Origin of the sequence: Teichococcus aestuarii (assembly GCF_042651065.1) — a bacterium.
Lineage (GTDB): Bacteria > Pseudomonadota > Alphaproteobacteria > Acetobacterales > Acetobacteraceae > Pseudoroseomonas > Pseudoroseomonas aestuarii.
The window spans coordinates 18,701-32,751 of the sequence record NZ_JBHSCH010000052.1 but is presented as its reverse complement, the minus strand read 5'-3'; the positions used below and the strand labels follow the sequence as shown (position 1 = coordinate 32,751).

Here is a 14,051-nt window from a genome sequence, read left to right as displayed (position 1 = left end):
CCGGGCCCAGCAGCGCGGCGAGCCCCGCCACCCCCCGGTCCAGCCAGCCGCCCGGCCCCCGCCCCGCCGCCAGGGCGGCGGGCAGCGCCCGCAGCAGCGCCGCCAGCACGGCCAGCGCGCCGACGCGCAGCGTCAGCCCCAGCCGCGGCGCCACCTCGGCCAGCACCGGCTGCCCGGTGACGAGCGAGCGGCCGAAGCGGCCACGCGCCAGATCGGCCAGCCAGGCGCCGTATTGCAGCAGCACCGGCCGGTCCAGCCCCGCCTCCGCGCGCAGTGCCTCGACCATCGCGGCGCTCACCCGGTCCTCGCCGAAGCGGGCGGCCGCAACGCGCAGGGCGAGGTCGCCCGGCAGCGCCTGCAGCGCGGCGAAGCAGAGCGTCGCCACCACCAGCGCCACCAGCCCCGCCTGCGCCAGCCGGGCGGCCAGCAGGCGGGCGAGGCTCAGGCCCACCGCAGCCCGGCCGCGCCGTAATCCTGCTCGAACGGGTCCAGCACCACCGAGGACAGCGCCACGCGCGGCGAGACCGCCACATTGTGCTCGAACCAGGAGACCGGGATGACGGGCAGCTCGGATTGCAGGATGGCGGCGATGCGCCGGCGCAGCGGCGCGCGCTCCGCCTCCGCGAAGCTGCCGAGATAGGCGCGGGTGAGGTCCAGCATCTCGGGGTTGTCGAAGCCGGGGGAGGACCAGAGCTGCCGGTCGCCGGTGAAGTCGGGGATGATGGTGCCGATCGGGTCCGGCACGTTCACATAGGTGCGGGCCAGCAGGCTGCATTCCATCGAGCCGTCGCGGATGGCGCCGGGCAGCGCGCCGGAGGGGCCGGGCCGCACCGTGATCTCGGCCCCCACGGCGCGCCACTGGGCCTGGATGGCCTGCGCCATCACCGGGATCTCCGGGCGGTTGGAGGGCACCATCATCGCGGCCGCCAGGCGCTGGCCGTCCTTGTGGCGGATGCCGTCGGCGCCTGGAGCCCAGCCGGCCTCGTCCAGCAGGCGGCGCGCCTCGGCCGGGTTCCGCCGCAGCGGCGGCAGATCCGGGTCGTGCCAGCCGGAGAGCACGGGGGGCAGGAGCTGGGTGGCGCTGCTGGCCGGATGGCGCAAAATGGCGGCGGCCAGCCCCTCGCGGTCGATGGCCAGCGAGAGGGCGCGGCGCACCCGGACATCGGCGAATGGCGGCCGGCGCAGATTCATGACGATCATGCGCGGGCGCGGGATGGTGGCACTGAGGATGCGCGCCCGGCCCGAGGCCTGGATGCGCTCCGCCGCCTGCGGCAGCAGGGTGAAGGCGATATCCGCCTCGCCGGCCTCGGCCAGCCGGGCGCGGGTCTCGCCCAGCGGCACGGCGCTGTAGGCCAGGCGCCGCACCGCTGGCGGCGCGCCCCAGTATTCCGGGAAGGCCTCGGCCTCGATGCCGCGGATGCCGTCCAGCGCCGTCACGCGGAAGGGGCCGGTGGCCACCGGGCGCTGCGGCCGGCCCTCCGCGTCATAGGCGGACGGGGCAAGGATGATGCCGGCATAGTCGGTCAGGCAGCCGGGCAGGGGGGCGAAGGGCGTCTCGGTGCGGAACACCACCTCCCGCTCGCCCTCGGCCCAGAGCGCCGCCAGCGGAATGGCGGAAAGGCTCTCGGCCAGGGGCCGCACCCGCTCCAGCGTGCGCACCACGAGCGGCGCGGTGACGGGCGTGCCGTCATGGAAGCGCGCCTCGCGCAGGCGGAAGCGCCAGGTCAGCCGGTCTGGCTCCACCGACCAGCTCTCGGCCAGCAGGCCGCGCAGCGTGCCGTCAGGGCGCACGCCCACCAGTGTCTCGGCGATGCCGAGGCGGCGCAGTACATAGCCGGTCTCCACCGGGTCGGGGCTGCTGAACTCCCAGGGAGAGACCACGCGCAGAACCGCCGCCTCGGCGCGCAGCGGGCGGGCGAGCAGCAGGGCGGGGGCGGCCAGCATCAGGCGGCGCGGCAGGCCGGGGGCGGGGCGGGCAGGCGCCAGGATCGGGGCGCGAAGGCCCGGCAGGTCGGTCATCATCGTCTCCTGCACCGGGGAATCCCGCCCGGCGATGTGGGGAAAAGGCCTCGGCGGCAGGTCTCCTGGCTCGCGGCCCGGCGGGGTGGCCTGCGCCCCCCGCCCTCCGGTGCCCCGCCTTCCCGGGCCTGCTGGCCCAGTGGCGCGCCCCCCTGGCGGAGGGCTGGCGGGCGCCGGAATGCCGCCTACAGTTGCGGGATCAGCCACCGACTTGCCCCCGGATCGGCTCCGGTGCGGGCGCACGGTGTTCCCTTTTCACCCGCTCGCGCGGGACCGTCGAAGCCTCAGCATAGGCAGGCGCGGCGGCGGCGGCAATTCGCCCGCCTGCATCCCGCAGCACGGAGGCCGCCGCCGCCTCGTGCGGCAGCGGCACGCCATGCGCCCGCCGGTAGGCGGCGGCGAACTCGGCCCGCTCCATCGCCTCGCACAGGTCGAGGTGCCGCAGCAGCCGCCGCTCCGCCCGCGCCGAGGAGCCGAGCTGGCGGCGGAACATGCGCCACAGCAGATGCGCGTTCACCGCCCAGGGGTCGTAGGCGTGTTCCTGCATCCGGCGGCGCACGGCGGGCGGCAGGGCGTCGAAGCAGGCCCACTCATCGCCGCGCCAGCGGCGCCAGCGGCCTTCACGGGCGGTGATGTCGTTGAGGGGGGGAGATGCCATATCCGGCGTTTATGTTATGGTATAACATAACGCAAGGGGGCAGGTGCGAGGCGGGGAGGGGCGCTGCCCTCCCCGTTCCCGTCAGGCCCGGGCGGCGGCCTCGCCGGCGGCGTGGCCGAGCGCCACGGCGGTCAGCAGGCCATTGCCGGAGAGATAGCCTTCGGCCCGGCTGCCGGAGACGCCGCAGGCGGCGCCGCCCGCCGCGTAGAGGTTGGGAAAGGGCGTGCCATCGGGGCGCAGCACGCGGGCGGCCTCGTCCACCACCAGCCCGCCCTGGGTGTGGAACAGCGCGCCCGTCACCCGCACGGCGCGGTAGGGCGGCACCAGCGGCGGCTGATGGGCGAAGCTGCGGCCGAAGCCATCCGTGGCGCCGGCCTGCTTGAGCGCCTCCACCTCTTCCAGCGTGGCGCGCAGCGCCGCCGCGGGCAGCTTCGTGGCGGCGGCGAGGGCGGCCACGTCCGGCGCGGACAGCACCACCCCCGCCGCCTCGGCCTGGCGGAAATCCTCGAACTGGCGGGCAATGCCGGCGATGCGCTCGTCGAACACGCTCCAGGCGATGCCCTCCGGCTGGCGCAGCACCACCGCCGCCTGCTCGGAATAGCCGTGGCTCTCGTCGGAGAAGCGGCGGCCCTCCAGGTTCACCTGCACGCCGCCCTGGGTGATGGTGGCCCAGGAGATCAGGATGCCGATGGGGTGGGCGACCGAGCCATGCCCCTGGTGGCCGGAGAGGTGCCGCGTGGCCGCCCCCAGCGCCTCACCCCAGAGCAGCGCCTCGCCCTGGTTGCCGGCATGACCGAAATACAGCGCGCCGGCCAGTTGCGGCACATGCTCGGCCACCAGCGCCGGATTGCCGCCATAGCCGTTGCAGGCCAGGATCAGCGCGCCGCAGCCGAGGCGCTCCCCGCTGCCATCCGGGCGGCGGAAGGCGATGCCATGGATGCGGCCTTCCGCATCGGCGTAGAGATCCGTCACCTGCGCCTCGCACAGGATTTCGGTGCCGGCGGCCTCGGCCGCCTCGCGCAGCCGGTTGACCAGTTCCTCGCCGGAGCGGCTGGGCAGGCCGTGCATGCGGCAGGCGGAATGGCCGGGGTAGCGGAAATCGGTGATGACCGAGAAATCCAGCCCGTGCCGGTCCGCCAGCCATTCCAGCACCGGGCCGATGCGGGTGGCGATGGCGCGCACCATCGCCGCATCCGGCTCGCCGCCGGCCTTGGCGAGGATGTCGGCGGCGAAGCGCTCCGGGCTGTCCGCCTCGCCCGCCGCCTGCTGCCAGCGCGTGCCGGGGGCGGGGATCAGCCCGGCGGAGAGGGCGGTGGAGCCGCGCGGCACCGGGTCGCGCTCCAGCACCAGCACCTCCTGCCCCGCCGCGCGCAGCGCCAGGGCGGCGGTGAGGCCGGCGGCGCCGGCGCCCACCACCACCACCGGCATCCGCACCTCGAAGCTGACGCCCTCGGCCGGAAGCACCCTCATGCCGCGCGCACCTCATCCAGCGCCGCGGCGATGCTGGCAACGCGGCAGACCGGCCGCAGCGCGGCGATGGCCGTGGCATGGGTCTCGGCGCCGAAGGCGGCGCAGCCATCCTCCAGCACGGTCACGTCCATGTCCCGCACATGCGCGTCCCGCACCGTGGAGGCGACGCCGCCATTGGTGACGATGCCGGCCACCAGCAGCCGCCGGATGCCCGCCTTGCGCAGCACCCATTCCAGCCGCGTCATGTAGAAGGCGGAATAGGCCAGCTTCTCCACCGAGAGATCGGCCGGCTGCAATTCGTCGACGAGCTGGTGGCCCCAGGCGCCGGGGCAGAAATCGCCCTTCCGCAGGAAGGGGCGCAGCGCCTTCAGGTGCGGCGAGATCATCGGCTCGCCGCCCTTGCCCGGCACCAGGGTGAACTGGGTGGAGACCACCCAGCCGCCCTTCGCGCGCAGCGCCTCGGCCAGCGGCTTCAGCTTGCCCGGCAAGGCGGCGATGGCGGGGTCGCCCTGGCCGCCGCGCGCATAGGCGCCCTCGGGGTGGATGAAGTCGTTCTGCAGATCGACGATCAGCAGGGCGGTCTCGCTGACCGGGACAGGCTCGTGGCTCATGCCGCGCGCTCCACGTCGCGGCTCATGCCGCGCGTTCCACAATGACGTTGCCGAGGCGATCGACCCGCGCCACCAGGCCGGGATCGACCACGGTGGTGGCGTCCGGCTGCTCCAGGATGGCCGGGCCGGGGATGGTGGCGCCCTCCGGCAGTTCCAGCCGGGCATAGATGGCGGTGTCGTGCCAGGCGCCGCCGAACCAGACGGGGCGGCTGCCGCGCCGCGCGCCCTCCACCGTGGCCTCCTTCTCCGGCGCCAGCAGGCCGAGGTCGAAGCGCGGCCGCCGGCCGATCGCCGCCGTGCGGAGATTGACGATGCGCACGCCGAGGCCGGGCAGCAGGCGGGAGAAGCTGGTCTGGTAGGCGCGCTCGAAGGCCTCGCGCACGATGGCGCGGGTCAGCCCCGTGCTGCCGCCCTGCACCGCGACCGGCAGCGGCACGGCGACGGTATGGGTCTGGCCGGCATAGTGCATGTCCAGCTCGAACACCGTGTCGATCCGCTCGACGGCGAGGCCGGCGGCCTCCACCACGGCGCGGGCGGCGGCGGCCTCCGCCACCATGCGGCGGTCGAGCGCCGCCTCGTCCATCGCCTCCAGCGTCAGGTTCACCGTCTGCACCTGGTCATGGCGGATGTCGGCGATGACGCAGCCCAGCGCCGAGGTGACGCCCGGGAAGCGCGGCACCAGCGCCGCCTTCAGCCCGACCTCGCGGATCAGCGCGCCCGTATGCAGCGCGCCGCCGCCGCCGAAGGGCACGACCGCGAAGCGCGACGGATCATGCCCCCGCTCGATGGAGACGAGCCGGATGGCACCCGCCATGCGCGCATTGGCGACCCGCAGGATGGCCTCCGCCGCCGCCATGGCATCGAGGCCGAGCGGCGCGCCCACATGCGCCAGGATGGCCGCCTTCGCCGCCTCCACATCCAGGCGCGCGAGCTTGCCGCCGATCGGCCGCTCGGCGTTGATGCGGCCGAGCACGACATTGGCATCCGTCAGCGTGGGCCGGGTGTTGCCCTGGCCGTAGCAGACCGGGCCGGGGCGGGAGCCGGCGCTCTCCGGCCCCACCTGCAGCAGCCCGCCGGCATCGACATGGGCAATGGAACCGCCGCCGGCGCCGATGGTGCTGATCTCGATCATCGGCGTACGGATGACCAGGCCGAAATCGATGGTGGTCTGCGCCGCCAGCGCCGTGCCGCCCCCCACCACCAGCGAGACGTCGAAGGAGGTGCCGCCGAGATCGCCGGTGATGACATCGGGGAAGCCGGCCTCGCGCGCGATGGCGGCGGCGGCGATGACACCCGCCGCCGGCCCCGAGAGCGCCGTGCGCACCGGCAGCCGCCGCGCCGTGGCGGTGGACATGACGCCGCCATTGGACTGCACGATGTGGAACCGGCCGCCAAAGCCCTCGCCCGCCAGCGCGGCGTCCAGCTTGCCGAGATAGCTGCCGACGACGGGCTGGAGGTAGGCGTTCAGCGCCGTGGTCGAGGTGCGCTCGAACTCGCGGATCTCGGGCAGGATCTGGCTGGAGCAGGCGAGTGTCTCGCCCGGCCAGACCGCGCGCGCCGCCGCCAGCGCCGCCTGCTCGTTGGCCGGGTTGGCGTAGGCGTTGATGAAGACGATGGCCAGCGCCTCGGCGCCCTTTTCTATCAGTTGCCGCACCGCCGCCTGCACCTCGGCCGGATCGACCGCCGCGCGGATGCTGCCATCGGCCAGGGTGCGCTCGGCCACCTCCAGCCGCATGTCACGATCGACAACTGGAAGAAAATCGCCCCAGAGGCCCCAGGTGTGCAGGCGGTCGCGGCGGCGCATCTCCAGCACGTCGCGGAAGCCGCGCGTGGTGATGAGGCCGACCCTGGCGCCCTTGCGCTCCAGCAGCGCATTGGTGCCGACGGTGGTGCCATGCACCACCGAGGCGAGCTGCGCCACGGGGCCGAAGCTCTTCAGCCCCTCGAGGAAGCCCACCGCCTCGTCGCCGCGGTTGGAGGGCACCTTGGCGGTGCGGAAGCGGCCCGCCGCCTCGTCGTAGCAGAACAGGTCGGTGAAGGTGCCGCCGACATCGACGCCGACAATGGTCGCGCTCATGCCGCGCCTCCCTCCGTCACATAGCCCAGCCGGCGGTCGCGCGCGGCCTTTCGCGGGTCGCGCCGCGCCGGGTCGCCCCAGCCGCCGCCGCCAGGGGTTTCGAGCGTCACGCTGTGCCCCGCCTTCAGCGCGATGTCGGTGATCTTGGAGACCATGGGCGGGTTGTGCGCGCCCTGCTCGTCCGTCCAGGTGAAGCGGTTCAGCGCAGCGGGCGTGCCGCCGGTGACGCCGAAGGGCGCCGCCTTGCCGCGCTCGCCCAGCAGCGAGACCCGCGCATCGGTCAGGGGCTCGATCTCGTAGACCGCACCGAGGCCGCCGCGATGCTCGCCCTGGCCGGCGGAATCCGGACGCAGCGCCCATTGCCGGAACAGCACCGGGTAGGCGGCCTCCAGGATCTCGACGGGCGGGATGGTGGCGGTGGAGATCGGGTTGTTGGCGTGGCTCAGGCCATCGCTCTCCGGGTTGCCGCCGAGGCCGCCGCCGAAGAAGGAGAACATCACCCAGCGCGAGCCATCCTGGCGGTGCCCGGCCAGCGAGAGCGCGTTGATGGTGCCGAACGGGGCCGCCGTGGCGCGCGACGGATCGGCCTTGGCGAGCGCGCCGAAGATGACGCCGATGAGGCGCAGGATGGTCTCGGTGTAGCCGGCCACCGGCCGCGGCGCCGTGGCGCCGAGCAGCGTCGTCTCCGGCACGGTGAAGGCGATGGGGCGCAGGCACCCCGCATTGGCCGGCACCTCGGTGAAGACATGCTTCAGCGCCACGTAGCAGGCGGCGATGGCGGTGGAGCGGGCGATGTTCACCGGCCCCTGCACGGGCGGCGAGGAGCGCGAGAAATCCAGCGCCATCGTCTCGCCCCCGATGGTGAGGTCGAGCGCGATGGTCAGCGTCTCGTCGGTGATGCCGTCATTGTCCAGCACATCCTCGAAGCTGTAGCGCCCATCCGGCAGGGCACGGATGGCGGCGCGCATCAGCGCCTCGGCGCGCTCCGAGAAGGCGGCGAAGGCCTGGGCGACCGTGGCCTCGCCATACTCGTCGAGCAGCGCGGCGAAGCGCCGCCCGCCGAGGTCGAGCGCGTTGAGCTGGCCGTTCAGGTCGCCCCAGTTGGAGTCCGGCACGCGGGAATTGGCGGCGAGGATGTCCAGCAGGTCCTGGTTCATCCGCCCCTCGGTCATCAGCCGCACGGGGGGGATGCGGACGCCTTCCTGGAAGCTCTCCGTGGCCTTGGGGTTGTAGCCGCCGGGAACGTTGCCGCCGATATCCAGCCAGTGGCCGACCGAGGCCATCCAGCAGAACAGGCGGCCCTCGCGGAACACCGGGCGCACCAGCCGGAAATCGTTGAGATGCGTGCCGCCATCATAGGGGTCGTTGAACAGGAAGGTGTCGCCCTCCCGCACGCCGCCGGAGGCCGCCACCTTGTCGATCACCGCCTTCACCGCGAAGGCCATGGCGCCGACGAAGATGGGCAGGCCATTGGCACCCTGCACCAGCGTCTCGCCCGTCTCGGCATGGTAGAAGCCATGGCAGGCGTCGCGTGCCTCGGCGATGATCGGGTTGAAGGCGGAGCGGTAGAGGGTCGCGTCCATCTCGTCCGCGATCTGCTCCAGCCGTCCCTTCAGGATGGCGAGGGTGACGGGGTCGATCGCGCTCACGCCGCGCCCTCCTTGCCTTCGAACTTCGCGTAGGTCTCGCCCAGGGCCAGCATCTCCGGCGTGCCGATCAACCCGTTCAGCGCGCCGAAATCGAACATGCGGCCGGCGAAGGGCTGGTTGCTGCCATGCGCCGCCAGCGAGGCGTAGTAGTCGCGCGCCGTGTGGGCGAGGGCGCGCACGATGCCGCCGGGGAAGATGACGAGGCGGAAGCCCATCCCGCCCAGCTCACCGGCGGTGGAGATCGGCGTGTCGCCACCCTCGACCATGTTGGCCAGCAGCGGCCGGACGCCGCCCAGCTCGGCAGCGATGCGGCCGAGCTGCTCGCGCGAGCGCGGCGCCTCGACAAAGAGCACATCGGCCCCGGCCTCGGCGTAGAGGCGGGCGCGCTCCAGCGCGGCCTCCATGCCCTCCACCGCCACGGCGTCGGTGCGGGCGATGATCAGCGTCTCGCGGCTGTGGCGGGCATCGACGGCGGCCTTGATCTTGCCGGCCATCTCGCCCGCGCCGATCAGCGACTTGCCCTGCAGGTGGCCGCAGCGCTTGGGCAGGGTCTGGTCCTCGAGCTGCAGCGCCGTGGCGCCGGCGCGCTCGAACAGCCGCACCGTGCGCTGCGTGTTCAGCGCGTTGCCATAGCCATTGTCGGCATCGACGACGAGCGGCACATCCACGCGGTCGCGGATCAGCCCGACCGTCTCGGCCACCTCGGTCATCGAGACCAGGCCGATATCGGGCCGGCCGAGGCGCGTATAGGCGATGGCCGCGCCGGAGACGTAGAGCGCCCGGAAGCCGGCCATCACGGCCAGGCTCGCGGTCAGCGCGTCATAGACGCCGGGCGCCACCACGGCGGCGGGGCCGGCCAGTTCTTCTCGCAGGCTCATCAGGAAGCGCTCCGCGGCGGGGCCGCCAGCAAGGGCAGCAGGCGGGAAAGCCCACCGGGCTCCTCCACCGCCTCGACCGCCGTGATCAGGGTCTCCGCCGCGGCCTCGCCCCAGACGGGCGCGGCCATCTCGCGGAACTTGGCGAGGATGTCCTCGCGCGCATAGGGGTCCTCGGTGTCGCCCCGGTTGGTCAGCACCTCGGCGCGGTGGGTGCTGCCGTCGCGCAGCGTCACCGTCAGGCGCGCCGGGCGCAGGCCGGGGAGCTGCGCGGTCAGCGCCGCATCCTCCCGCACCGTGACGCGCGCGGCGAGGTCGCGCACCGCCTCGTCCCGCAGGGCGGGCGGGCGGAAGGCGGGCACGCTGGCGCCGCCATGCATCAGCGCCGTGGCGAGCGCGAAGGGGATGGAGAACTTGGCCGAGAGCATGTTGCGCGGCTGGGGCAGATCAAGCTGCGCGGTCCAGACATAGGTCTCCACCGCGATGGCCGCCACATCCGCAGCGCGCAGCCCGGGCAGCCTGGCGCTGATCTCGCCCAGCGCGTCCAGCGCGCCATGGGTGTAGCGGCAGGCGGCATGGCGCTTGAAGTAGTTGCGGGCGATCTCCCAGCGCGTGCCGAGCTGCTCGGTCATGGCGGCGGGCGAGAACTCCTCGGCGATGATGCCGCCATAGACGGCGCCGATGCCGTCCGTCTCGCCGGTGAAGCCGGCGGCGGCCAGGTCCCAGGCCATCAGCCCGAGCTGGTTGGAGAGGCCGGCATAGGCGTTGCGCACCGTGGCCCCCTCCAGCATCGTCCGGCGGCTGGTGGAGAGGCCGAGGCTGGAGGCGATGTTCAGCCCCTGGATGATGGTCTCCGCATCCGCGCCATGCAGATGCGCGGCCGAGAGGAAGGCGCCGACCGTGCCCCAGGTGCCGTGCGGGTGCATTGTCACGCGCAGCTTGCTGGCGATGCCGATGCGCGCGCCCATCTCGTAGCCGAGGATGATGGCGCCGAGCAGGGCCCGCCCATCCTTCGGCGCCGCGGCCAGCGCCGCCGGCACCACATGGATGGCGGGGTGGCCGCGCGCATACTGGTTGCCCTCGTCCAGCTCCAGCATGACGCCGGCGGTGCCGTTGGCGAAGGCGGCGAGCAGCGGCGGCAGGGCACGGCCGGCGCCGATGACGTCGGCCGCGCCGCCGCCCGCATAGTTCGGCCGCGCCAGCAATGCGCGCAGCTCAGGCTCCTGCATGCCGGCGGCGATGACGCCGATGCTGTCCAGCAGCACCAGCCGGGCGCGGGCGAGCACCTCCGGCGGCAGGCCAGCGGGATCGAAGCCGGCGGCGAAGCGGCCCCATTCGGCCAGCCATGCGGGGCGTTCCTGGCGCAGCAGCACGGAAGCCGGCTGCACGCCGGGCGTGACAATGCTCATCGTGACCTCACATGCCGAGATAGGCGCGGCGCAGCTCAGGGTTGTCGCGCACCGCATCCGCCGTGCCGGAGAGGGCGAACTGCCCGTTCTCCAGGATGTAGGCGCGGGCGGCGACCTCGAGCGACTGCACCACATTCTGCTCGACCAGCAGGATGGGAAGCCCGTCGGCGTTGAGCCGGCGGATCAGGGCGAACATCTCCTCGACGAGCAGCGGCGAGAGGCCGAGCGAGGGCTCGTCGAGGATGAGGAGGCGGGGCTCGGCCATCATGCCGCGGCCGATGGCGAGCATCTGCTGCTCGCCGCCCGAGAGGGTGCCGGCGGCCTGGGCCATGCGCTCGCGCAGGCGGGGGAAGGTGGCGAAGACGCGCTCCAGGTTCCGCGCGCGGCGCGGCTTGCCACGCCGGTAGCTGCCAAGCTCCAGATTCTCCCGCACGCTCATGTTGGGGAAGATCTTGCGCCCCTCGGGCACATGGATCAGCCCGGCGGCGACGATGGCATCCGGCGCGGCGCGGTCGATGCGCTGGCCGTCGAACAGGATCTCGCCGGCGCGCACCGGCACCACGCCGGAGAGCACCTTGTTCAGCGTCGTCTTGCCGACGCCATTGGCGCCGAGCACGGCGACGATCTCGCCGGCGGAGACCGCCATGTCGAGGCCGCGCAGGACCTCGACGCCGCCATAGCCGGCGCGCAGGCCACGGATCTCAAGCATGGGCGCCTCCCTCGGCGCGCATCCGCGCCGCCGCGCCATGGCCGAGATAGGCCTCGATCACCGCCGCGTCGTTGCAGACCGCGCGCGGCGGCCCCTCGGCGATCATGCGGCCCTGCGCCAGCACATGCACATGGTCGCACAGGTTCATCACCGCCTGCATCACATGCTCGATCATCAGGATGGTCACGCCCCGCGCGCGGATGGCGCGCAGCACCGGCAGGATGTCCCGCACCTCGGAGGGGTTGAGGCCGGCCAGAACCTCGTCCAGCAGCAGCAGGCGCGGCGCGGTGGCCAGGGCGCGGGCCAGCTCCAGCCGCTTGCGGCCGGCCACCGTCAGCGCGGCGGCGGGCGTCTCCAGCAGCGGCGCGAGGCCGACCTCCTCCGCCACGGCGCGGGCCGCGTCCAGCGCCGCCTGGCGCCCGGCATGGCGAAGATAGGCGCCCACCACGATGTTCTCGTGCACCGTCAGCCCCTGGAAGGGCTGCACGATCTGGAAGGTACGGGCGATGCCGCGGCGCGCCCGCCGATGCGGCGGCTCGGCCGTCACATCCTCCCCGGCGAACAGCACGCGCCCGGCGCTGGGCTCCAGGAAGCCGGAGGCCAGGGCGAAGAGCGTCGTCTTGCCCGCGCCGTTCGGGCCGATCAGCCCGGTGATGGAGCCTTCCGGCACCGCCATGCTGGCCTTGTCCACCGCCAGCAGGCCACCGAAGCGCTTGCTCAGCCCCTCGACCGAGAGAAGGATCATGGCGCGGCCCTCCGCATCCGCAGGCGGCGCAGCGCGCCGACCAGCCCCGCCGGCACGAAGGCGACGGCGGCGATCAGGATGACGCCGAACAGCATCAGATCCACCCCCGTCATCCAGCCCAGCAGGCCCTTGGTGATCTCGCCCACGCCGTGCAGCGCCAGCGCGCCGACCACCGGCCCCAGCACCGTGCCGAGGCCGCCGACGATGGCGGCGATCAGCACCTCCACCGAGATCCAGGTGCCGTAGGCGATGTTGGCGTCGAGATAGAGGAAGTTCTGCGCGTAGAGCCCGCCCGCGGCGCCGGTGATGGCGCCGGAGAGGGCGATGGCGCGCAGCTTGGTGGCCAGCACATCGACGCCGAGCGCGCGCGCCGCGTCCTCGTTCTCCCGCACGGCGACGAGCTGCGCGCCGAAGCGGCCACGGTCGATCCAGAGCGTGAGCAGCGAGACGCCGAGGATGCAGGCCAGCACCACCCACAGCATGCCGGCGCGGCTGGCGAACTGGAAGTTGGCGAAGGATGGCTCCAGCTTGATCAGCAGCCCCGCCGCGCCGCCGGTGAAGCCGGCCGCATTGGCGAGGATGCGCAGCACCTCGGCGAAGGCCAGCGTCACGAGGGCGAAGTAGGAGCCGCGCAGCCGGGCGCGGAAGCTGAGGAAGCCGATCGCCCAGCCGGTCAGCGCGGCCAGGGCGATGCCGCAGGCGAAGCCCACCCAGGCATTCACGCCAAAGCTGGTCTGCAGGATGGCGGTGGCATAGGCGCCCGTGCCGAACAGTGCGGCGTGGCCGAAGGAGAGTTGCCCGCCATAGCCGCCGAGGAGGTTCCAGCCCTGCGCGCCAAGCGCGATGATCAGCGCCGAGACGAGGAAGTTCAGCAGCAGGTTGCTGGCGAAGAGCGGCGTCAGCGCCAGCGCGCCGAGCAGCAGCGCGAGGGGGAGGATGTCGCGCGGCTTCATGCGCGGGCTCCGAACAGGCCGGTGGGCCGGAACAGCAGCACCAGGATGAAGATGAGGAAGATGCCGAGCTGGCCCAGGCTCTCGCCCAGCAGCAACCCGCCCAGGCTCTCCACCACGCCCACGATGAGGCCGCCGAGCAGCGCGCCCGTCACCGAGCCCATGCCGCCCAGCACCACGATGGTGAAGGCCACCAGCACGAAGGCGTTGCCGACGCGGGGATTGACGTAGAAGGTGGGCAGCAGCAGGCAGGCCGCGACCGCCAGGCAGGCACAGCCTATGCCGAAGGTGACAGCGAAGATGTGCCGCGGGTCGATGCCGCTGAGCTGCGCGCCGAAGCGCTCCTTGGCCACGGCGCGGATGGCGCGCCCCGTATCGGTGCGGGCCAGCAGCAGCCAGAGCAGCGCCGCCACCAGCAGCGCCACGGCGCAGCCCACCAGCCGCGGGCGGGAGAGCAGCATGGGGCCGAGTTCCACCACGTCGAACCCCATCTCGCCGCCGAGGCTGCGCGTGTCGGAGCGGAAGGCGGCGAGCAAGGCGTTCTCCAGGATGATGGAGAGGCCGAGCGTGACCAGCAGCGTGTTGCGGTCCTCGCCATGGCTGGAGGGGCCGATGACGAAGCGCTGCAGCCCGTAGCCCAGCCCATAGAACAGCAGCGCCAGCGGCAGGATGGCGGCGTAGGGGCCGATGCCGAGGAGCTGCTCCATGCCCAGCACGGCGAACATGGCGCAGGTCAGCAGCGCGCCATGCGCAAAGTTGACGATGTGCAGCACGCCATAGACCAGGGTGAGGCCGAGCGCGACCAGGGCGTAGGCCGCCCCGGTCATCAGCCCGTTCACCACCGCCTCGGCGATGATCGCGGGGGAGTACATGAGCCCG

General features: G+C 73.2%; 11 protein-coding genes, 2 pseudogenes and 1 riboswitch. All 13 genes and pseudogenes read right to left on the bottom strand.

The window, feature by feature from the left end; genetic code table 11:
- Nucleotides 1–451: pseudogene (locus tag ACFOY6_RS17795) on the bottom strand (ABC transporter permease); the annotation flags it as partial.
- A complete protein-coding gene (locus tag ACFOY6_RS17790) occupies nucleotides 442–2,019 on the bottom strand; it encodes an ABC transporter substrate-binding protein (protein ID WP_379651814.1) in 1,578 nt (525 codons plus the stop codon). The pseudogene ACFOY6_RS17795 and the gene ACFOY6_RS17790, both read right to left, overlap by 10 nt.
- 38 nt (nucleotides 2,020–2,057) lie before the next feature.
- A riboswitch (cobalamin riboswitch) is annotated at nucleotides 2,058–2,312 on the bottom strand.
- A 131-nt stretch (nucleotides 2,313–2,443) separates the two neighbouring features.
- Nucleotides 2,444–2,677: pseudogene (locus tag ACFOY6_RS17785) on the bottom strand (DUF6525 family protein); the annotation flags it as partial.
- A gap of 81 nt (nucleotides 2,678–2,758) precedes the next feature.
- Complete coding sequence (locus ACFOY6_RS17780) at nucleotides 2,759–4,147, bottom strand: FAD-dependent oxidoreductase (RefSeq protein ID WP_379640959.1); 1,389 nt, start codon at nucleotides 4,145–4,147, stop codon at nucleotides 2,759–2,761.
- On the bottom strand, nucleotides 4,144–4,758 hold the full coding sequence (locus tag ACFOY6_RS17775; RefSeq protein WP_379640962.1) for a cysteine hydrolase: 615 nt from the start codon (nucleotides 4,756–4,758) through the stop codon (nucleotides 4,144–4,146). The genes ACFOY6_RS17780 and ACFOY6_RS17775 overlap by 4 nt, the downstream gene beginning before the upstream one ends.
- A 22-nt stretch (nucleotides 4,759–4,780) precedes the next feature.
- Nucleotides 4,781–6,835: a hydantoinase/oxoprolinase family protein gene (locus ACFOY6_RS17770; protein ID WP_379651813.1), complete on the bottom strand. Its 2,055-nt coding sequence runs from the start codon at nucleotides 6,833–6,835 to the stop codon at nucleotides 4,781–4,783.
- Entirely contained in the window at nucleotides 6,832–8,484 is a 1,653-nt protein-coding gene (locus ACFOY6_RS17765; protein WP_379651812.1) for a hydantoinase B/oxoprolinase family protein, read from the bottom strand. The genes ACFOY6_RS17770 and ACFOY6_RS17765 overlap by 4 nt, the downstream gene beginning before the upstream one ends.
- Entirely contained in the window at nucleotides 8,481–9,362 is an 882-nt protein-coding gene (locus ACFOY6_RS17760; RefSeq protein WP_379651811.1) for an isocitrate lyase/PEP mutase family protein, read from the bottom strand. Before ACFOY6_RS17760 ends, ACFOY6_RS17765 begins: the two co-directional genes overlap by 4 nt.
- Entirely contained in the window at nucleotides 9,362–10,768 is a 1,407-nt protein-coding gene (locus ACFOY6_RS17755; RefSeq protein ID WP_379651810.1) for an MmgE/PrpD family protein, read from the bottom strand. The genes ACFOY6_RS17760 and ACFOY6_RS17755 overlap by 1 nt, the downstream gene beginning before the upstream one ends.
- A gap of 7 nt (nucleotides 10,769–10,775) precedes the next feature.
- Nucleotides 10,776–11,477: an ABC transporter ATP-binding protein gene (locus tag ACFOY6_RS17750; protein WP_379651809.1), complete on the bottom strand. Its 702-nt coding sequence runs from the start codon at nucleotides 11,475–11,477 to the stop codon at nucleotides 10,776–10,778.
- Complete coding sequence (locus ACFOY6_RS17745; protein ID WP_379651808.1) at nucleotides 11,470–12,222, bottom strand: ABC transporter ATP-binding protein; 753 nt, start codon at nucleotides 12,220–12,222, stop codon at nucleotides 11,470–11,472. The genes ACFOY6_RS17750 and ACFOY6_RS17745 overlap by 8 nt, the downstream gene beginning before the upstream one ends.
- Nucleotides 12,219–13,175, bottom strand: coding sequence for a branched-chain amino acid ABC transporter permease (locus tag ACFOY6_RS17740; protein WP_379651807.1), 957 nt, complete (start codon nucleotides 13,173–13,175; stop codon nucleotides 12,219–12,221). The genes ACFOY6_RS17745 and ACFOY6_RS17740 overlap by 4 nt, the downstream gene beginning before the upstream one ends.
- The gene (locus ACFOY6_RS17735) at nucleotides 13,172–14,044 is read right to left on the bottom strand and encodes a branched-chain amino acid ABC transporter permease (RefSeq protein ID WP_379651806.1); all 873 of its coding nucleotides are present in this window, start codon (nucleotides 14,042–14,044) and stop codon (nucleotides 13,172–13,174) included. Before ACFOY6_RS17735 ends, ACFOY6_RS17740 begins: the two co-directional genes overlap by 4 nt.
- Nucleotides 14,045–14,051: the final 7 nt, after the last annotated feature.

Coding starts and splice junctions, on each gene's coding strand:
- ACFOY6_RS17745 (WP_379651808.1), bottom strand. CDS start 12,222: ATGATCCTTCTCTCGGTCGAGGGGCTGAGCAAGCGCTTCGGTGGCCTG.
- ACFOY6_RS17740 (WP_379651807.1), bottom strand. CDS start 13,175: ATGAAGCCGCGCGACATCCTCCCCCTCGCGCTGCTGCTCGGCGCGCTG.
- ACFOY6_RS17775 (WP_379640962.1), bottom strand. CDS start 4,758: ATGAGCCACGAGCCTGTCCCGGTCAGCGAGACCGCCCTGCTGATCGTC.
- ACFOY6_RS17755 (WP_379651810.1), bottom strand. CDS start 10,768: ATGAGCATTGTCACGCCCGGCGTGCAGCCGGCTTCCGTGCTGCTGCGC.
- ACFOY6_RS17735 (WP_379651806.1), bottom strand. CDS start 14,044: ATGTACTCCCCCGCGATCATCGCCGAGGCGGTGGTGAACGGGCTGATG.
- ACFOY6_RS17780 (WP_379640959.1), bottom strand. CDS start 4,147: ATGAGGGTGCTTCCGGCCGAGGGCGTCAGCTTCGAGGTGCGGATGCCG.
- ACFOY6_RS17750 (WP_379651809.1), bottom strand. CDS start 11,477: ATGCTTGAGATCCGTGGCCTGCGCGCCGGCTATGGCGGCGTCGAGGTC.
- ACFOY6_RS17770 (WP_379651813.1), bottom strand. CDS start 6,835: ATGAGCGCGACCATTGTCGGCGTCGATGTCGGCGGCACCTTCACCGAC.
- ACFOY6_RS17760 (WP_379651811.1), bottom strand. CDS start 9,362: ATGAGCCTGCGAGAAGAACTGGCCGGCCCCGCCGCCGTGGTGGCGCCC.
- ACFOY6_RS17790 (WP_379651814.1), bottom strand. CDS start 2,019: ATGACCGACCTGCCGGGCCTTCGCGCCCCGATCCTGGCGCCTGCCCGC.